We start from the raw sequence: 14,567 nt of genomic DNA, 5'->3' as shown, positions 1-14,567 counted from the left end.
GACGGTCAAAAATCGACGAAACGACAGATGGATTTGGAGTGAGTGTGTGCTCGGCCCGAGCGAGTGCGATTATCAAAATGACCAATAGCTGCGCTAGGGCTAAGGCAGAGACGACGCAAATTGCAAGGCGACTGAGGCAGAACGCCTCGGATTTGCAAACTGACGGGTTGGTTTGCTTTCCTGATTTCCCATCTTGAAATAAAAGTTGTTCTAATTCAAGGACTTCCTTTGTGGTGTCGGTCATTGGCACTTCCCGTGTATATCCAGACCCCATGCCGTCGACGGCAAGGTGGAGCGTTGAAATGACATCGCGGGGTAGGTTCGACCGACATCGAACCTGCTTCCGGGCGGCTGACACTGCCCTTCGCCGATAGGCGAACACAAATTAGGGTAAAGTGTTCGCGTTTTCGGGAGTAGTGGGGGAAAACCCCTATCTCAAGAACAGATTTAGATAGCTGTCCAGGTCAGGGTTTGCCTTGTTGTTGCGGGCATCCCAAAGGATTTTACACATAAGGAGCACGGCCCTGGCCTTGGGTTTCGGCTCTAGAGTTATCTTCATTCGGTCAAGTCTGGCCTCGATCATCAGCACAGCCCTCTCAATGAGATCTATGGGTATGCTGTCCGTTGGTGTCGCACTTTCCGTGCCCTGCGATGGCTGGGAAGTGCGGTAGCGCGGCTCTCGTCCCGAAATCAACCAATCAAGCGTTACGCCCGCATGGTCAGCGATCCTGGTTAGGTGTCGAGCCTTCGGAATCGCTCCTTCATTCCATGCGCGATTCCAGGTGGCGCTAGGGATGCCCACATCCTTGGCCCACTCGAAGGGCTTCTGTCCGCCAACCAACTCCCCGAGACGAGATCTGAAACCGGAGTTAGTTTCTTTTTCGGAGTTCAATGGCCTAACCCCGAAGTTTCTAACGCGATAGAGACATGATTTCGGAGTTCCATATAGATCAACATTATCAATAACATAACAAGATTTCTCCGCTGAGTTCGAGGAAATAAACTCCGAAACGGATTTTTGCCGTTGAACGGCTCCGTTTTCGGAGTTAATCTTTCCTCGTTCGTTAAAACGCAGACCCAAAATTAACCGGCCTGGCAGGGCCGGTCTCGAGTGAGGATGAGGCATGGCGAAAGCCGTCGATTGGTCGCCTGAAAAGATCCGGTACGAGTTGAACACCAGGGGCTGGACCTTCGTGTCCGTGGCCCGGGCCTACGGCCTATCGGACAGTTCCGTCCGTCAGGCCGCCCGCCGCCCGCACTTCGATGCCGAGCTGGCTATCGCTGAGTGCCTTGATCTTTCCCCACGCCAGATCTGGCCGAGCCGTTATCGAACCGATGGCGCCCGCCACCAGCCTCAACCGTCCCGCAACTATACGGACTACCCGCGGTTCGCGGCGAGTCAAAAGAGGAGTGCGTGATGCACATGGACCCCAACTTACCGGGGGCGGTTGTCCGCGAAGTGCGGGCGCTCCGTTCCTTCGAGCCCTGGTGCGCCTGCGCCTACATAGACACTTCTGTGTCTTTTCGGCTGCCCGCTTGGGCCGAAAATGATGGCCCCTTCAGGATTGACTTTGCCATTGGTGGCCCCGCCTGGAGCGGCTTCCTTTGGATTGAGAGCGCGAATGGAATCCTCTCCCCCTTGGTGATCATCGATAGCGCGCCGGGCGATGTTTGGCGCCGGTTCGATGACCAGGAGATCCGCGAGCATCAAACCTGGATCGCCGCCCGCGACCGGCAAGGTTTTCGCCGCGCCCTTTCCGTGGCCCGGGCCTTGGTCGGAACCGCTGCGGAAGTGCGTCTGGATATGGATGGCGTCCACATTTTCGCCGGACAGGAGCACCGTCGCCTTGATCGCTGGAAGTGGCTTCGGCGCGCGGCACCCAAGTCGGTCTCGCCCATGCCCAAGGTGGCGGCGGAGCGGATTTGTACCAATCGGATTATTTGGGGGGCGTCCCGATGAGTGAGCCTCAAGAGAGTGCTGAGTTCTCGGCTCTCAAGCTCGTGATGCGACAAGACGTGGCGCAGAAGGATTGGCGCGCCCAACTTCTCAAGGAGCATCGCCGGGTTCGGGCGCGCCTTGGTCAATTTCCCCAAGTGCCTGCAACTGATAGCGAATATCCAGAAGAGCCTGCCCATAGTGGCTTGCCCTCTCGTGTGGCGGGAGATTGCTGATGTCGTCCCCCAGAAACTCAGCGAGCGTGGCCGCGTGGTTTCGGAAGAGCACGTTCAGTAGCATCGTTTGGTGCATGAATGCCGCTTCCAACGCCCTTAGCTTCGCCTTCACTTCGTCGTCTCCCATCCTCTTTCCCTTCCTGGGTTTGGGTTGCGCCCCCAGTGTAGGGAAAGCCCTGGTGGCCGTCATGGTTGTTTTTTCCTCCCGCCATGACGGTCGCCGGGGCACTTTCGCGCGGAGTGCTGCGTAATGGCTAAGCGGCGCGACATCGGACCCGACAAAATGGACGATATGTTCCCCGAAACCCTTCGGGTCGAGCAGGTCTATCCGGTGCGTCGGCCAAGGGAGGAAGTCGCGCCGCTCGATTTCGACGCCAAGCTGGCCCGGGCGCTGTCCCAGGCCTGCAAGGAATGCCCGCTTTCCCGCGAGGATATTGCGGCCCGAATGGGGGCGGTCATGGACCGCCCCACCTTCTCCAAGCACATGTTGGATGCCTACACCAGCGAGGCCGGGGCTGCCGACCGCGCCATATCGGCCCGTGCCCTAAAAGCCTTCGTCCGAGTGACCAAGGCCACCTGGATCTGGGACCTGATGGTCGAGGACGATGGTTGCATCGTCATGGAAGGCGAAGAAGCCCGGTGGGCACAACGCGGCCTAATCCGGCAACAGATCGAGGAGCTGCGCAAGGCCGAGAAGGCTTTGTCCAAAGAGGCTCCGGTCAGGGTGCGGAGACGGCGGTCATGAGAAATCTGGAACCCATTTTCACCCCTCAGGGGTCAGGGGATTCTTGCCGGGAAGAGGCCAAAATGGAACGTCACCAGCCCCAAGGATGTCCCAATACGCGTCTCCGGCCAGGGAACCCATCATCCGATAACTGCCGCCGGGGTATAGGCCGTGCCGATCAACGGCATCAAGGATATGCTGTCCCTGGAGAAGGTGGTGATATCCTGCCAGTGAAAGCTGCGCTCGCAGAACAGGGTCCTTCCATGCTTTCTTCCGCTGACGCTGAGAGGGTGTCGCGGCAACAAAGGCGGATATCTGAGGCGCGTATTTACGCATCCACTCCGTCCACTCCTTATGGGTCACCCCCTCCAGGCTGGCGCGCAGGTCTTCGACTTGCTCTGAAGAGAGGGATTCGACGAGCTCTTGAGCGAGCGTTCGGCAGGCATGCGCGTAGTTGGCTAAGGACATCTCCCCTCCATGATTTGTATCTCTGGACGTTGCCAGAGGTTGAGCCGATCCGCAAGAGAAGCGCGGACGGGAATGGCGGTGCGCCATGAAGGACTGGTTTTCCGCCGCCGAACTGGTCGAACTGGGGTTGCCGGGATTGCCGGGAACCGAACGGGCGATACAGCTTCGAGCAAGTCGCGAGTCCTGGCCCCATCGCGCCCGCGCCGCCAAGGGCGGCGGTCGCGAATACCCCCTCGCCGCTCTGCCCGAGGAGGCGCGCCTGGAGTATGCCCGCCTCGCCGCCGAGGAAGCGGGCTCCTATGAGCGCCCAAGCGAACCCGTGGCGCCGAAGCGGCGGGCCGCCCGATCGGCCCCGACCGTCAATGCCGCTACCCTACCCGAAAAGACCCTTGCCCTGGCCGAGGCCAAGGCGGCTGTGGTTCGTGCCCTTCAGGCTTTCCGGGCCGTGGCCGGGATCCCCAAGGAGCGGGCGCTGCTGGACTTCTGTGCCGCCTATTGCGCGGGGTATGTCCAGGTGGCCCCCTGGATCCGCGAGCAGGTCAGCCGCGTGTCCAAGAACAGCCTGCGGGATTGGGAAAAGACACTGGCCGAGCATGGCCTTGTCGGGCTTGTGCCGAGCTACGGCAACCGTAAGGGCTCCGGTCGGATCGACCAGGACGGGGAGATCCGGTCGTTCATCCTGGGCTTGATCGCCGAGAAACCGCATGTCCAGGCGATCACGATCCACAAGGGGCTCAAGGCCCGGTTCCCGGAAAAGGACCTGCCCGCCGAGCGCTCGATCCAACGGTGGGTTACAGCCTGGAAAGTCGACAATGCCCAGCTCTTCGAGAAGGTTCGCGACCCGGACGCATGGCGCTCGAAATATAAGGCCGCCTCGGGCTCCCGCTCAGAGGGGATTGTCCGGCTTAATCAGGTTTGGGAGTTGGACTCTACCCCCGCCGACCTGCTGCTGGCCGACGGTGCCCGGCACTCGCTGATCGGGGTCATCGACGTTTACACGCGCCGTCTGCGGCTCTTGGTCTCCCGGACCTCCTGTGCAGCCGGGGTCGCGGCGACCCTGCGCGGGGCCGTGGTGGCCTGGGGTGTGCCGGAGATGGTGCGGATCGACAACGGGTCGGACTATGTCTCCCGCCACATGCGCCGCGCCTACGACAGTCTGGGCATTGAAACCCACATCTGTCCGCCCTTCACGCCCGAAGCGAAACCGCACATTGAACGGTCATTTCGCACCTTCTCGCACGGCCTACTGGAGTTGCTGCCCGCTTTCGTCGGTCACAATGTGGCCGAGCGCAAGGCGATTGAAAATCGCAAGTCCTTTGCTCAGCGCCTGATGTCGAAAGACGAGGTGGTCGAGGTCCGGATGGCCGCCCCGCAGCTCCAGGAGTTTTGTGACAAGTGGTGCGCCGACCTGTACGCCCATGAGCCCCACGGCGGCCTGAATGGCCAGACGCCGTTCCAGGTGGCGGCGGCCTGGACCGCGCCAGTCAAGCGCATTGAAAATGAGCGGGCGCTTGATGTTCTGCTATCGCCGACCGACGGCGACGGTTGGAAGACGGTTACGAAGAAGGGCATCCGCGCCGACAGAGCATCTTTTGACCATGCCTATTTGGGCGGGATGGAGGGGCAGCGGGTTCAGGTCCTCTTCGACGACGCCGACTATGGCTACATCTACGTCTTCGACGATGCTGGGGAATTCGTCTGCAAGGCCATGTGCCCCGAGCGGACAGGCGTGTCCCGCGCTGAGGTCGCGGCCACCCGCAAGGCCCACCAGACCCTCGCCAACGCCGAGGGCATGAAGATGCTCAAGAAGGCGAAGGCCGAGGCCCGGGTTGTCGATGTGGTGCCCGAGATCCTGGCCATGAAGGCCGAGGCGGCGGGCAAGCTGGCTCAATTCCCAACCCCCACTCAAGCCTATTCCACACCCGCCCTTGAGCAGGCCGCCCGGGCCGCCCGGGTTCTGCCCGAGCCGCCCCCGGCCCGCACCGCCGAGGACGAGGCCAAGCGCCGCGCCCTGCGCGATGATCTGCGGGTGGTGCCAAAGGTGGTCGATGGCCGCGCCGAGAAGCGCGCGCGGGTGGAACGGGGGCTGGATGTCGAGGGGAGGATGGAGGCCGGGGAGCCGGTTCATGCCGACGATGCCCGGTGGTTCGAGACTTACCGGAATCATCCGGAGTTCAAGACCGCGAAAGAGATGATGAAGGACTTCGGGCGACTGGTCGTTTGACCAGCCGCCCAGGTGAAAACGTCCACCTTCGACCGCGCGAGGCAAGGGGGACCGCTAACAAGGAAAAGGATCATGCCTTTGGATCAGACTGTCAATACCCGAGGAACCATCGCTCCGCTCCGCAACGTGACGCTGTTCACCGAGGCGGTCGACAAGGTGGTTAATCGCCCCCGCCACCTGCCCTCCATGGTCACCTTCCACGGCCCATCGGGCTATGGGAAGACGTTTTCCGCCACCTATGCCGCCAACAAATATCGGGCCTACTACCTGGAGGTCGGCGAGTCCTGGACCAAGGCGAAGTTCCTGAAGGCCCTTTTGGTGGAGCTGGGGCTTCAGCCCCGGGGCACGGCGGCGGATATGGTCGATCAGGTCATCAATCAACTGGTGGTCACCGACCGCCCTCTGATCATCGACGAGTTCGACCACGTGGTGCGGCGGAAGTACCACGAGACCATCCGCGAGATCCGCGACAAGACGGGCGCCCCGATCATCCTGATCGGCGAGGAGAACCTGCCCCACCAGTTGCAGGCCAGCGAGCGGTTCCATAACCGGATGCTCGATTGGGTTCCGGCGGTGCCCGCCGATGCCGAGGACACCATGGCGCTCGCCGATCTGTACGCGCCGGGCGTCGAGATTGCCCCGGACATGGCCGCCTACCTTTCCGACGCGGCCCACGGGCGGGTGCGGCGCATCTGCGTCAACATCGAACGGGTCCGGTCCGAAGCGTTGGTGAATGGCTGGACGGTGGTGGACCGCGCCACCTGGGGCAATCGCCCGCTGTTTACTGGTGCCCCGCCGAGCCGGAGGGCCTGAGGATGGTCCGGAAACCCATCGATGGGCGCGTGACGCTCCGGGTCCGAGTCCCCCATGGCCGCGAGGATTTTTGGCGGATCATGCGGGAGCGGAAAAACTTTTCCCTCGCCGATCTGTACGGGGCGAGCCACGCCCCCCGTGACAGTATCCGAGCCTACGTCCACAGCCTTGTCTTGGCTGGGTTTTTGAAGGTGGAGGCCGAGCCGTCGGGCTCTGACCCTCGCATGTACAAGCTGCTCCGCGATCAGCCATCGGCGCCCAGGGTTCGCCGGGACGGGTCCATCGCTGTGGACCAGGGGCTGGGCCGGGATTGTCTGTGGAGAACGATGAAAATGCTCGGCGACTTCAATTATCGCGAGCTGGCCATTCAGGCGTCGACCAGTGAGATCAAGGTTCAACCGTCCGCCGTCAAAATATACGTCGGGCACCTGCATCGGGCTGGATATTTGGCGCTCGTGTCCCCGGCTCACAGCGGTGCGGGCGAGTGGGCCAGGATCGCGAGATATCGTCTCCTCCCATCCATGAACACAGGGCCTTTGGCGCCCCAGATCCGGCAGACCAAGTGGGTTTGGGATCAAAACCGCCGCCGCCCCATGGGCGAGGGGACAGTGGAGGAGGAGTCCGCGGATGAATGATCGGCCCGATTGGATCAAGGCCCTCGCCGACGCCTGCGAGGCCAGCAGTCAGCGCAAAGTGGCCAAGGTCCTGGAGGTCTCGGCGGGCGCGGTGAACGCTCTGGTGAACGGCACCTATAAGGCCAAGAACTGGTCGGACATGGAAAACCGCGTCCGGGCTCGCCTGATGAATGGAACTGTTCAATGCCCCGGTCAAGGCCAGGAAATCGCCATGACGGTTTGCGCCGATTGGCGCACCAAGGCCCGGGTTGTCGCCGCCACCAGCGGCGAGCGCGTGCGGATGCGTCAGGCCTGTTTGGCCTGCGGGAAAAATGGAGGTGGTGATGTCTAAGGAGGAAGATCTGTACGAACGCTGGTGCGAGGCTCGGCTGAAGGAGACCGAGGCTGAACTGAAGGAACTGAGAGCCGAAAAGGCGCTGGCGTCGGCGCGGAAGGCGCACCTGAAGGCCATGGAGGTCACCCGAGCCGCCTACGAGGCCTGGGACGGTGCGCGTTGCCAAGGCGCCGATGATGCTCAGTGATGACCTCCGCAATCTCGTCGAGTTCGTCCGCAGCCGTGTTCGGGGCGAAGGCGGTGTGGTCCTGGCCAATGCGCTTGAGGACTGCCGAGCCCAAGCCCTTGGCTTGGAAGGGTGGTTCCCGCGTTCGGATACCCTGCCCGATGGTGTCGTGGACCTCGCCCAGGCCCGCCATGACCGCGAGAGCAAGCGCGCCACGGATTTTCCCCCGACCGGAGGAAATGCCGCATGAAACTCACCCACCGTGATCCGAGGACCTTGGAGGAGTACGAGGTGGCCCAAGCCATGCTCGCCGTCAATCGCCTCCTTGATCATTCTCCCTCAACCCTTCCACCGTCTGCGGTGGCCGTGGCCCTCATCAATTTGGGCGTTCAACGCGCCCTGGCCATGGGCGCGACGACAGAGGTTGTGACGTACCTGCGCGATGTCGCGCTCGCCCTCGCGCCCCCTGGGGGTGCCGCATGAGGCTCGCCCCCACCCACCGCGCCCGCCGCCGCTTCTGGCATGGCATCCGCAATCGGCTGGCCTGGGTGGCCGGTTGGTTCCTGTTTCCCCTGTTTCTGATCAAGAGGATCTGACCCATGACCAGCCTTGCCGACATTGAAGCCCTCACCAAAAAATACTCGGACGCGCATCGCGCTCTGAAGGACGAGGTCGCGGGCCTAGAAGATGAAATCAATGCAATCAAGCGCCGCCGGATCGCACGCCTGCGGGCGCTGGTGGACACCAGCGCCACAGCCTATGCCGTTTTAAGTGCCGCGATAGAGGACGCCCCCGAGTTGTTCGTGAAGCCCAAAACCCTGGTGTTTCACGGCATCAAGATCGGTTTTTCCAAGGGCAAGGGAAAGCTGGAGTACGCGGACGCCGCCAAGGTCGTTCAGCTCATCCGGAAGCATTTCGAGGACAAGTTCGACGATCTGGTGAAGGTCGAGGAAAAGCCGGTGAGAGGCGCCCTTAACCTGATGTCCGTCGCCGAGCTGCGGAAGATCGGCGTCACCGTCGTTGAGGCTGGAGACGAGGTTGTGATCAAGGCGACCGATGGAGAGATCGACAAGATGGTCGATGCCCTGCTGTCCGCAGCCAAAGACGAGGAGGCTGCGTGATATGGCCAACACCCTCGACCTTAATCAAGGCGCAGATGAATTGATCCTGCACGCCGAGGTTATCGCGAAATCCTGCGGTATCGGCGTGGACAACGCCTTCGTGCCACTGTTCGCCGCCGTGTGTCGGGCTTCTCAAAAGCACGGCACGGCCAGCTTCCTTGCTGCTGCGATGATTGAGAATCTGCCCATGGTTATTTCCGACGCCAACGGCTGCGTGACGTTCAATGGAGGTGGAGAAGTGGAGTTCGATTGACGGAAAGGAAGCCCATCCCTCCCCGAAGCCCTCCTGGGTGGCGGGCCTTGGGGTGGTCCCCAGAAATCACGGTTTGGAGGATTCCGAAATGATCGACGAGGCATCTCTTCTAGGGTTGGTCCGCGTGGCCGAAGTCATCGCCCAGGATCAATGTGGCGGCTTTTGTCAGGCCCATGAGGTCTTGCTGGCCGCCACGATGATCGCGGCGGCGCGACATGACCGCACTGCTGATCTTAATCAGCTTTTTGTCGCCCATGGGGGCTTCACGATTCCGGTTGGGCACTGACCCTCGGTCCCCGTTTGACGCATTAGGCCATCATGGATTTGGAGAAGGATCGATGGAAAAGGACGTGTTGGATTTTCGGGTCAAAGTGATGGAGAGCGTGGCTGCGGTCTGCGTCGGGCATCCCGAAATCTTCGCCGGTCTCTTCGCCGAGATCCTGTTCATTGTCGAGCATGGCCCCGAGGCGCCCAAGCCCAAGCCCAAGGGCGAGGAGGATTGCCGATGACTGGTTTAGGCCTCTTCGGCCACCTGAACGGCGTCGAGACTGCCGCTCGCTACGCCACCCTTGAGGAGCAGGCCCGCGCTGCCGAATGTTTCGAGACTCCCCCCTGGGCCGCCGCTCAAATCCTGCGGGTCGAGTTGCTGACCCGTCGGGTGATCGATCCCTGTTGTGGGACCGGGGTTTTGAGCGAAGCGGCGCGGGCTGCGGGGTACGAGGTGGACTCCTGGGATCTCCATAACTGGGGCTATCGGGGAACAGAATGGATCGGCAGGGACTTTCTGACCGTCGGGCAGGCCCTGCCGGAGTTCTCGGTTTTCATGAACCCGCCTTTTTCCCTGGCTTGTGAATTCGTCGACCACGCCCGGCGGCTCGGCGCCCGGAAGATCCTGGCGTTTCAGCGCTACGCCTGGCGCGAAAGCGATGCCCGCCGCCGCTGGTGGGCGAGGAACCCGCCCGCCCGGATCTGGCTTTGCGGGGACCGGGCAAATTGCTGGCGGTTCGATATCCCGCCGGAACGGCGCCAAGGCGGCGCCCCCACGGCCCATGCATGGTTTGTCTGGGAAGCCGGGCATAAAGGCGCCGAACTTGGTGGCGCGATCTATAAGACCGGAGGAATCGAGTGATGACGACCTCGCGCAAAACCTTGATCGCCGCTGTCCACGCCGGGGCCAAGGATCTGGCCATAGACGAGGACGCGCGCCGAGACTTGATGGAGCGGATCACGGGGCATCGCTCTGCGGCGAAGTGCACCGATGGCCAGCTTGGCGCCATCCTGGACGAATACCGGAAGCTGGGCCGTAGGCCCGCCGGTCGGCAGGGCTTCAAGCCCGCCGCCAATCCCCTGGCCCGGAAAGTCCATGCCCTGTGGGGCGAGCTGAAAAAGCGCGGTGCCGTCACGGGCGGGCGCCCGGCCCTGCGTAAATGGTGCGGGCGCCAGTTGCAACCGGACGAAACCGTGCTGCTCGATCCCGACCTTTTGCGGAATGACCAATTGAACAGACTGATCGAAGCCCTGAAAGGCTGGGTGGCGCGGGTGGAAAAGGAACAGGGCCATGACTGATCTCGTTACCGGATTCTCATCGCCGTTAAACGCTCAGGATCTGATCGTCGACCAGGACCCGCGTATTAAGGACGTTCGGATCGGCGAACGCCTGGGCATGGCGCAACCGCTTGATATCCGGCGCACAATTGTCAAGAATACCGAGGAACTGGGCCGATACGGACCAATTCGCGCGGTGTGCGAAAAGGTCTCTCTGGGCTCCGGCGCCGTCCGCGAAGTCACTGCCTACTACCTCAACGAAGGCCAGACCCTCCTCCTCTGTATGCTGTCGCGGACGGCGCGGGCGGCGGATGTGCGGCAGGAAGTGATCGAGGTGTTCCTGGCCCATCGGCGGGGCATGTTTGCCGTCGCGCCCGCTTCCGCCACGGACCCTTGGACCCAGATGGTTGCGCGTCTGGACGCGGTGGAGCGGGCCATCGGGTTCGGGCAATCTCACCCCGCGCCGGTCCTGTCGGATGCGGCCACCCATTTTCCGATCTGGTTGAACGGGCGTCGTCCCGGCTTCTGGAGTGATACGGAGGTCCGCGAGGCCGTCACCCGGCTCCACCGCGAAGTCACCATCAATGCGGCGGTTTCCATGCTGATCGATCAGTTCGGCTCGGCCCGCACACCCAGCCGCTCCGCCTTGGGCCGCTATTGGCGGCGGCTGGACGAGGCGCGCGGCAATCGGTTCGGGCGGACGGGGTCATGACGAACCCGGCTCACCCCACCTTGATTTTCAGCCGCGTGGGGCGTACCGTCTTCCTTGGAGGAGTAAGAACCTCCAGAAATGGACAGAACGGATGGTCGCCCCGAAAGCTCGCGGCCATTTTCATGCCCGGAGTCCATCCGGGTAATGACCCGCTATGGCGGGAGGGCGGCGAATACAATACCCGAAAGGGGAATAAGCCCGCTCAGGTCCTGTTTCTGTCCAGGTTTCTGGGTTCTTACCCTCCCGCCACCAGTGCGGTCGTAAGAAGCCTTTCTGGTGGTGTTTTTCAACGCCTAGCAGAAGGCATGTCTCATGACCAAGCTGGACCGTGCCCGCCAATTGGTGGGCATCCGCCTCGCCGACGCCGTTGCGCGTTCACGGGGGCATTACCCCCATCTCGTTCACCTGCTGCTGTCGCGCACGCGACACGATCGGAGCTTCCACGAAGCCCTGATCCGAACGGCCTGCGCCGATTTGGCGCTTTCGGTCGCCGACCCCGACACCATTCCATCCAGCTTGAAGGGATCCTGAGTCATGACCATTCCCACCATTACGACCGTTCAGTCGAAAATCGTGACCCTGCCCGGTCGTCCGCCCCTCATGCTGGATGCCGATCTGGCGATGTTCTACGGAACCGAGACCAGGGTGATCAACCAAGTGGTCAAACGCAATCTGAGTCGCTTCCCGGAGGACTTCGCCCTTCGGCTCACGGAGGTCGAGGTGGGTGGCTTGAAATCACAAAATGTGATTTCCAAGGATTCCAACCACTTACCCCGCGCCTTCACCCAGGCTGGCGCCCTGGCCCTGTCCGGGGTGCTGAAGACGCCCCGTGCGGCGGAGGTGTCCGTCATGGTGTTTCGGGCCTTCGCCGAACGGGCGCCAGCCCGGTCTACGCCCCGCCAATCTCCGAAGGATCTGACGCTTTTGTTGACTCCCGAGGCCAGAGGGGTTCTCCGCTATCGGCGTTTGGGCTTGGTGACGTCGGAAATCGTCAAGTTGACCGGGCGCCGACCCACCTACGTCAAGGATACCACGGCCCGTCTGCGCGCCATCGGCCTGCTGGGAGCGTCCCATGTCTGACCGTTGGATTGATCCGAAAGCGGAGGAGATTATCAGGGCCTGCGTCGATCAACTGCTTGGGCAAAAGGCAGAGGGGACGGTTGTCCCGTTTCCCATGGACCGCATCGCCCACCCCGACCGCGTCGGTCTTCGCCTCCGTCACCGGCGCGCCGGACCTTTGGGGCCGCGCCTCGTTCAATGACTTTGGCGGGGGGCGGCCATGAGCCGCCCCCGCACTCTTCCCATCGGCCTTGTCCGGATCGCCGAGGTGATTGGTGAGGACAAGGCGGAACTGCTGGGCAGGGCCATTGGTGGCGTAGAGACCTATATACCCGTGCGTGCCGAAGCCGATCATCCTCTTGCCCAGGTCGTTGGTTTCGCTGACATGGAAAAATTATGTGCGGCGTTTGGCGCCCAGCGACTAGATATTCCTCGTGGCGTCTACTCTCGCATGGTCAAGGCCGCGATTCACCAGAACCCCGGCCTCAGCAACCGTCAGGCAGCCTTGCAACTGGGCTGCACCGAGCGGTATGTTTCGATGGTCCGGAATGCGGGCAAGGCCCGCGATGACCGCCAGGGCGACCTGTTCTAGGTCCCCTCCCCCGGAACTGTTCCGGACAAGCCTCACCCCCCACATACCGACCATACTCCGAACCGTAGCGCGGCCATCCGCGCCCCCGGTGTTTAACGCCGCTGTTCAATGGCTCGGAGGGTCCCGTGAATAATCCGGTGAATAGTCTGTCGCCCGACCGGGTTTGGGCCTTGGCCCGGGCCGAGGTCCTGGCCCACGAGGGCGACTTCGTCAATCACCCCGCCGATCCCGGCGGGGCGACGAACCATGGGGTGTCCCTTCGCTTCCTCCGCTCGCTCGGCCTTGAGCTGGGCGATGTGGACGGTGACGGCGACATTGATGTCGATGACATCAAGGCCCTGACGTCGGACGATGCCGCCGAGCTGTTTCACCTGAAATTTTGGGGTCCCTGCGGTTGCGATAAAATCGCCGAAATCTCCCCCATTTTGGCCATCAAGCTCTTTGACGTGGCCGTGAACGTGGGGGTTCGGCAGGCGGTCAAGCTGCTCCAGCGGGCGACCGTACCCCTTGGGGTTGGCGTGGTGGATGATGGGATCGTGGGGCCGCAGACCCTTTCGGCCATTCGCGCACTTCGCGGTCACCTTGTTTCTGAACTCTGCCTTCAGCAGCGCCGGTTCTATCTGGCCTTGATCAAAAAAAATCCGGCACTCAAGGCATTCGAAGCCGGTTGGCTCGCCCGCGCCCGCTGGATTCCCTCGATCTGATTTCCCAAACCTCAAGGAGAGCACTGTGAATAAAAATTGGTACCAGTCCCGCGCTGTGTGGGGCGGTTTAATCGCAACCGTCGGGGGCCTTCTCCAAGCGTTCGGCTTCCCCATCGATGACCAAACGACCGCCGCCGTGGTCGATATCGCAACGCAGCTCGGAACGGCGGCGGGTGGCGTGCTTGCAATTTATGGGCGGCTCAAGGCCCAGCGGCCCATCGGCTCCGGTGGCTGACGATGGCGACCGTGCGCAAGCGGAAATGGAGCGGCACCTTGCGCAAGCCTTGAGCGCCCATAAGAGCCGACAGCAGGTCAACGGGACTGGGTTCTGTGAGGATTGTGGGTGTGAAATCCCGCCGAACCGCCTCGCCGTTCTGCCCTGGGCTGCGCGATGCCTCGACTGCCAGGGCGATCACGAAAGGGACATGCGGGCATGACGGTTCAACTTGAGTTCTATCAGTTCATCGGCCTGCTCGTTGCCTTTTTCGGGTTCGTGTTTGGTGCCGGAAAGCTGCTTCTCAGTCAGATCGGGCAGCGGCTCGACGAACGGTTCTCCATCGTCGAAAAGGCGACCAACGATCTGCGTGACCTGGAAAAACAGTTCATGCAGCTCAAGGCCGATCTACCGGTCGATTATGTCCGCCGGGAAGACTACGTGCGTGGGCAATCGATCCTGGAAGCCAAGATGGACGGATTGGCCATTAAACTCGAAAACGCCCAATTGCGAGGACTGAACCATGGTTGATCCGGCGAAGGCCCGGCGTGAATACCTGCGCTGGCTGATCATTCTGACGCTGAATAATGCCCGACCCATCGGCGCCTATGAAGGGCCGGTGTTGACCGTTGCCCAGGCCGAGTTCCCGGATGCCACGGCCTTGGAGCTGCGCAAGGAGTTGGACTACCTCGCCGACCGCAAGTTGGTGGATCTACGCAAGGAGCCCACGGGCCGGTGGTTTGCCGAGTTAACCCGGTATGGGGTTGATCTGGCCGAATACACCATCGACTGCGCGCCGGGCATCGCGCGCCCCGCGAAGTATTGGTGAGC

Annotated in this window: 28 protein-coding genes; 26 read left to right on the top strand and 2 right to left on the bottom strand. The window is 62.1% G+C overall.

All coding sequences use genetic code 11. The features are described from left to right. Window positions 1-1,124 precede the first annotated feature (1,124 nt). On the top strand, window positions 1,125-1,418 hold the full coding sequence (locus ACLIRY_RS17745) for a helix-turn-helix domain-containing protein (RefSeq protein WP_413206758.1): 294 nt from the start codon (window positions 1,125-1,127) through the stop codon (window positions 1,416-1,418). After that, window positions 1,418-1,960 (top strand): hypothetical protein, encoded by a 543-nt coding sequence (locus tag ACLIRY_RS17740; RefSeq protein ID WP_413206757.1) that lies wholly within the window; start codon window positions 1,418-1,420, stop codon window positions 1,958-1,960. The genes ACLIRY_RS17745 and ACLIRY_RS17740 overlap by 1 nt, the downstream gene beginning before the upstream one ends. Window positions 1,961-2,047: 87 nt before the next feature. Here ACLIRY_RS17740 and ACLIRY_RS17735 read toward each other — a convergent pair whose 3' ends face one another. Next, window positions 2,048-2,299 carry a hypothetical protein gene (locus tag ACLIRY_RS17735; protein WP_413206756.1) on the bottom strand — a complete coding sequence of 84 codons (252 nt, stop codon included), beginning with the start codon at window positions 2,297-2,299 and terminating at the stop codon, window positions 2,048-2,050. 156 nt (window positions 2,300-2,455) lie between these two features. Between ACLIRY_RS17735 and ACLIRY_RS17730 the strand changes: the two genes are divergently transcribed. Beyond that, window positions 2,456-2,917, top strand: coding sequence for a hypothetical protein (locus ACLIRY_RS17730; RefSeq protein WP_413206755.1), 462 nt, complete (start codon window positions 2,456-2,458; stop codon window positions 2,915-2,917). An 18-nt stretch (window positions 2,918-2,935) separates the two neighbouring features. Here the strand turns inward: ACLIRY_RS17730 and ACLIRY_RS17725 are convergent, their stop codons facing one another. Then, window positions 2,936-3,364, bottom strand: coding sequence for a hypothetical protein (locus tag ACLIRY_RS17725; protein ID WP_413206754.1), 429 nt, complete (start codon window positions 3,362-3,364; stop codon window positions 2,936-2,938). An 85-nt stretch (window positions 3,365-3,449) separates the two neighbouring features. Between ACLIRY_RS17725 and ACLIRY_RS17720 the strand changes: the two genes are divergently transcribed. The 23 genes from ACLIRY_RS17720 (at window position 3,450) to ACLIRY_RS17610 (ending at window position 14,565) form a co-directional block, all read left to right on the top strand. Then, complete coding sequence (locus ACLIRY_RS17720) at window positions 3,450-5,588, top strand: Mu transposase C-terminal domain-containing protein (RefSeq protein ID WP_413206753.1); 2,139 nt, start codon at window positions 3,450-3,452, stop codon at window positions 5,586-5,588. A 72-nt stretch (window positions 5,589-5,660) separates the two neighbouring features. Next, a complete protein-coding gene (locus ACLIRY_RS17715; RefSeq protein WP_413206752.1) occupies window positions 5,661-6,401 on the top strand; it encodes an AAA family ATPase in 741 nt (246 codons plus the stop codon). Window positions 6,402-6,403: 2 nt separating this feature from the next. Then, window positions 6,404-7,036 carry a hypothetical protein gene (locus tag ACLIRY_RS17710; protein ID WP_413206751.1) on the top strand — a complete coding sequence of 211 codons (633 nt, stop codon included), beginning with the start codon at window positions 6,404-6,406 and terminating at the stop codon, window positions 7,034-7,036. Continuing rightward, the gene (locus tag ACLIRY_RS17705) at window positions 7,029-7,367 is read left to right on the top strand and encodes a hypothetical protein (protein ID WP_413206750.1); all 339 of its coding nucleotides are present in this window, start codon (window positions 7,029-7,031) and stop codon (window positions 7,365-7,367) included. The genes ACLIRY_RS17710 and ACLIRY_RS17705 overlap by 8 nt, the downstream gene beginning before the upstream one ends. Further along, window positions 7,360-7,557 carry a hypothetical protein gene (locus ACLIRY_RS17700; RefSeq protein WP_413206749.1) on the top strand — a complete coding sequence of 66 codons (198 nt, stop codon included), beginning with the start codon at window positions 7,360-7,362 and terminating at the stop codon, window positions 7,555-7,557. Before ACLIRY_RS17705 ends, ACLIRY_RS17700 begins: the two co-directional genes overlap by 8 nt. Further along, complete coding sequence (locus ACLIRY_RS17695) at window positions 7,547-7,786, top strand: hypothetical protein (RefSeq protein ID WP_413206748.1); 240 nt, start codon at window positions 7,547-7,549, stop codon at window positions 7,784-7,786. The genes ACLIRY_RS17700 and ACLIRY_RS17695 overlap by 11 nt, the downstream gene beginning before the upstream one ends. After that, a complete protein-coding gene (locus ACLIRY_RS17690; protein WP_413206747.1) occupies window positions 7,783-8,019 on the top strand; it encodes a hypothetical protein in 237 nt (78 codons plus the stop codon). The genes ACLIRY_RS17695 and ACLIRY_RS17690 overlap by 4 nt, the downstream gene beginning before the upstream one ends. Window positions 8,020-8,135: 116 nt before the next feature. Further along, window positions 8,136-8,657: a host-nuclease inhibitor Gam family protein gene (locus tag ACLIRY_RS17685; RefSeq protein WP_413206746.1), complete on the top strand. Its 522-nt coding sequence runs from the start codon at window positions 8,136-8,138 to the stop codon at window positions 8,655-8,657. Between the two features lies 1 nt (window position 8,658). Next, window positions 8,659-8,910: a hypothetical protein gene (locus ACLIRY_RS17680; RefSeq protein ID WP_413206745.1), complete on the top strand. Its 252-nt coding sequence runs from the start codon at window positions 8,659-8,661 to the stop codon at window positions 8,908-8,910. Window positions 8,911-8,998: 88 nt separating this feature from the next. Then, the gene (locus ACLIRY_RS17675; RefSeq protein ID WP_413206744.1) at window positions 8,999-9,196 is read left to right on the top strand and encodes a hypothetical protein; all 198 of its coding nucleotides are present in this window, start codon (window positions 8,999-9,001) and stop codon (window positions 9,194-9,196) included. Between the two features lie 52 nt (window positions 9,197-9,248). Next, window positions 9,249-9,419, top strand: a complete 171-nt coding sequence (locus ACLIRY_RS17670) for a hypothetical protein (protein ID WP_413206743.1) — start codon at window positions 9,249-9,251, stop codon at window positions 9,417-9,419. Next, window positions 9,416-10,039, top strand: coding sequence for a hypothetical protein (locus ACLIRY_RS17665; RefSeq protein ID WP_413206742.1), 624 nt, complete (start codon window positions 9,416-9,418; stop codon window positions 10,037-10,039). The genes ACLIRY_RS17670 and ACLIRY_RS17665 overlap by 4 nt, the downstream gene beginning before the upstream one ends. Next, on the top strand, window positions 10,039-10,476 hold the full coding sequence (locus ACLIRY_RS17660; RefSeq protein ID WP_413206741.1) for a regulatory protein GemA: 438 nt from the start codon (window positions 10,039-10,041) through the stop codon (window positions 10,474-10,476). Before ACLIRY_RS17665 ends, ACLIRY_RS17660 begins: the two co-directional genes overlap by 1 nt. Continuing rightward, window positions 10,469-11,167 carry a hypothetical protein gene (locus ACLIRY_RS17655; protein WP_413206740.1) on the top strand — a complete coding sequence of 233 codons (699 nt, stop codon included), beginning with the start codon at window positions 10,469-10,471 and terminating at the stop codon, window positions 11,165-11,167. Before ACLIRY_RS17660 ends, ACLIRY_RS17655 begins: the two co-directional genes overlap by 8 nt. A 312-nt stretch (window positions 11,168-11,479) precedes the next feature. Beyond that, window positions 11,480-11,698 (top strand): hypothetical protein, encoded by a 219-nt coding sequence (locus ACLIRY_RS17650; protein ID WP_413206739.1) that lies wholly within the window; start codon window positions 11,480-11,482, stop codon window positions 11,696-11,698. 3 nt (window positions 11,699-11,701) lie between these two features. Next, window positions 11,702-12,247, top strand: a complete 546-nt coding sequence (locus tag ACLIRY_RS17645; RefSeq protein ID WP_413206738.1) for an ORF6N domain-containing protein — start codon at window positions 11,702-11,704, stop codon at window positions 12,245-12,247. Continuing rightward, the gene (locus tag ACLIRY_RS17640) at window positions 12,240-12,428 is read left to right on the top strand and encodes a hypothetical protein (RefSeq protein WP_413206737.1); all 189 of its coding nucleotides are present in this window, start codon (window positions 12,240-12,242) and stop codon (window positions 12,426-12,428) included. The genes ACLIRY_RS17645 and ACLIRY_RS17640 overlap by 8 nt, the downstream gene beginning before the upstream one ends. Before the next feature lie 18 nt (window positions 12,429-12,446). After that, on the top strand, window positions 12,447-12,818 hold the full coding sequence (locus ACLIRY_RS17635; RefSeq protein WP_413206736.1) for a hypothetical protein: 372 nt from the start codon (window positions 12,447-12,449) through the stop codon (window positions 12,816-12,818). 125 nt (window positions 12,819-12,943) lie between these two features. Further along, window positions 12,944-13,522, top strand: coding sequence for a glycoside hydrolase family 108 protein (locus tag ACLIRY_RS17630; RefSeq protein WP_413206735.1), 579 nt, complete (start codon window positions 12,944-12,946; stop codon window positions 13,520-13,522). Between the two features lie 25 nt (window positions 13,523-13,547). After that, entirely contained in the window at window positions 13,548-13,757 is a 210-nt protein-coding gene (locus ACLIRY_RS17625) for a hypothetical protein (RefSeq protein ID WP_413206734.1), read from the top strand. After that, window positions 13,714-13,959 (top strand): TraR/DksA family transcriptional regulator, encoded by a 246-nt coding sequence (locus tag ACLIRY_RS17620; protein WP_413206733.1) that lies wholly within the window; start codon window positions 13,714-13,716, stop codon window positions 13,957-13,959. Before ACLIRY_RS17625 ends, ACLIRY_RS17620 begins: the two co-directional genes overlap by 44 nt. After that, entirely contained in the window at window positions 13,956-14,267 is a 312-nt protein-coding gene (locus tag ACLIRY_RS17615; RefSeq protein ID WP_413206732.1) for a hypothetical protein, read from the top strand. Before ACLIRY_RS17620 ends, ACLIRY_RS17615 begins: the two co-directional genes overlap by 4 nt. Beyond that, window positions 14,260-14,565: a hypothetical protein gene (locus tag ACLIRY_RS17610; protein WP_413206731.1), complete on the top strand. Its 306-nt coding sequence runs from the start codon at window positions 14,260-14,262 to the stop codon at window positions 14,563-14,565. The genes ACLIRY_RS17615 and ACLIRY_RS17610 overlap by 8 nt, the downstream gene beginning before the upstream one ends. The last annotated feature ends 2 nt before the right edge of the window (window positions 14,566-14,567 follow it).

It is taken from the genome of Rhodospirillum sp. A1_3_36, assembly GCF_047263945.1.
GTDB lineage: Bacteria > Pseudomonadota > Alphaproteobacteria > Rhodospirillales > Rhodospirillaceae > Rhodospirillum.
Note: the sequence above shows the minus strand (reverse complement) of the source record. Positions and strands in the feature narration are given on the sequence as shown.

Bases quoted from the DNA above. Each gene is read 5' to 3' on its own strand.
- ACLIRY_RS17730 (WP_413206755.1), top strand. From the start codon at position 2,456: ATGGACGATATGTTCCCCGAAACCCTTCGGGTCGAGCAGGTCTATCCG.
- ACLIRY_RS17665 (WP_413206742.1), top strand. From the start codon at position 9,416: ATGACTGGTTTAGGCCTCTTCGGCCACCTGAACGGCGTCGAGACTGCC.
- ACLIRY_RS17735 (WP_413206756.1), bottom strand. From the start codon at position 2,299: ATGGGAGACGACGAAGTGAAGGCGAAGCTAAGGGCGTTGGAAGCGGCA.
- ACLIRY_RS17685 (WP_413206746.1), top strand. From the start codon at position 8,136: ATGACCAGCCTTGCCGACATTGAAGCCCTCACCAAAAAATACTCGGAC.
- ACLIRY_RS17635 (WP_413206736.1), top strand. From the start codon at position 12,447: ATGAGCCGCCCCCGCACTCTTCCCATCGGCCTTGTCCGGATCGCCGAG.
- ACLIRY_RS17645 (WP_413206738.1), top strand. From the start codon at position 11,702: ATGACCATTCCCACCATTACGACCGTTCAGTCGAAAATCGTGACCCTG.
- ACLIRY_RS17610 (WP_413206731.1), top strand. From the start codon at position 14,260: ATGGTTGATCCGGCGAAGGCCCGGCGTGAATACCTGCGCTGGCTGATC.
- ACLIRY_RS17615 (WP_413206732.1), top strand. From the start codon at position 13,956: ATGACGGTTCAACTTGAGTTCTATCAGTTCATCGGCCTGCTCGTTGCC.
- ACLIRY_RS17670 (WP_413206743.1), top strand. From the start codon at position 9,249: ATGGAAAAGGACGTGTTGGATTTTCGGGTCAAAGTGATGGAGAGCGTG.
- ACLIRY_RS17660 (WP_413206741.1), top strand. From the start codon at position 10,039: ATGACGACCTCGCGCAAAACCTTGATCGCCGCTGTCCACGCCGGGGCC.
- ACLIRY_RS17640 (WP_413206737.1), top strand. From the start codon at position 12,240: ATGTCTGACCGTTGGATTGATCCGAAAGCGGAGGAGATTATCAGGGCC.
- ACLIRY_RS17680 (WP_413206745.1), top strand. From the start codon at position 8,659: ATGGCCAACACCCTCGACCTTAATCAAGGCGCAGATGAATTGATCCTG.
- ACLIRY_RS17695 (WP_413206748.1), top strand. From the start codon at position 7,547: ATGCTCAGTGATGACCTCCGCAATCTCGTCGAGTTCGTCCGCAGCCGT.
- ACLIRY_RS17675 (WP_413206744.1), top strand. From the start codon at position 8,999: ATGATCGACGAGGCATCTCTTCTAGGGTTGGTCCGCGTGGCCGAAGTC.
- ACLIRY_RS17725 (WP_413206754.1), bottom strand. From the start codon at position 3,364: ATGTCCTTAGCCAACTACGCGCATGCCTGCCGAACGCTCGCTCAAGAG.
- ACLIRY_RS17710 (WP_413206751.1), top strand. From the start codon at position 6,404: ATGGTCCGGAAACCCATCGATGGGCGCGTGACGCTCCGGGTCCGAGTC.
- ACLIRY_RS17700 (WP_413206749.1), top strand. From the start codon at position 7,360: ATGTCTAAGGAGGAAGATCTGTACGAACGCTGGTGCGAGGCTCGGCTG.
- ACLIRY_RS17745 (WP_413206758.1), top strand. From the start codon at position 1,125: ATGGCGAAAGCCGTCGATTGGTCGCCTGAAAAGATCCGGTACGAGTTG.
- ACLIRY_RS17620 (WP_413206733.1), top strand. From the start codon at position 13,714: ATGGGCGGCTCAAGGCCCAGCGGCCCATCGGCTCCGGTGGCTGACGAT.
- ACLIRY_RS17720 (WP_413206753.1), top strand. From the start codon at position 3,450: ATGAAGGACTGGTTTTCCGCCGCCGAACTGGTCGAACTGGGGTTGCCG.
- ACLIRY_RS17655 (WP_413206740.1), top strand. From the start codon at position 10,469: ATGACTGATCTCGTTACCGGATTCTCATCGCCGTTAAACGCTCAGGAT.
- ACLIRY_RS17715 (WP_413206752.1), top strand. From the start codon at position 5,661: ATGCCTTTGGATCAGACTGTCAATACCCGAGGAACCATCGCTCCGCTC.
- ACLIRY_RS17740 (WP_413206757.1), top strand. From the start codon at position 1,418: ATGCACATGGACCCCAACTTACCGGGGGCGGTTGTCCGCGAAGTGCGG.
- ACLIRY_RS17690 (WP_413206747.1), top strand. From the start codon at position 7,783: ATGAAACTCACCCACCGTGATCCGAGGACCTTGGAGGAGTACGAGGTG.
- ACLIRY_RS17650 (WP_413206739.1), top strand. From the start codon at position 11,480: ATGACCAAGCTGGACCGTGCCCGCCAATTGGTGGGCATCCGCCTCGCC.
- ACLIRY_RS17705 (WP_413206750.1), top strand. From the start codon at position 7,029: ATGAATGATCGGCCCGATTGGATCAAGGCCCTCGCCGACGCCTGCGAG.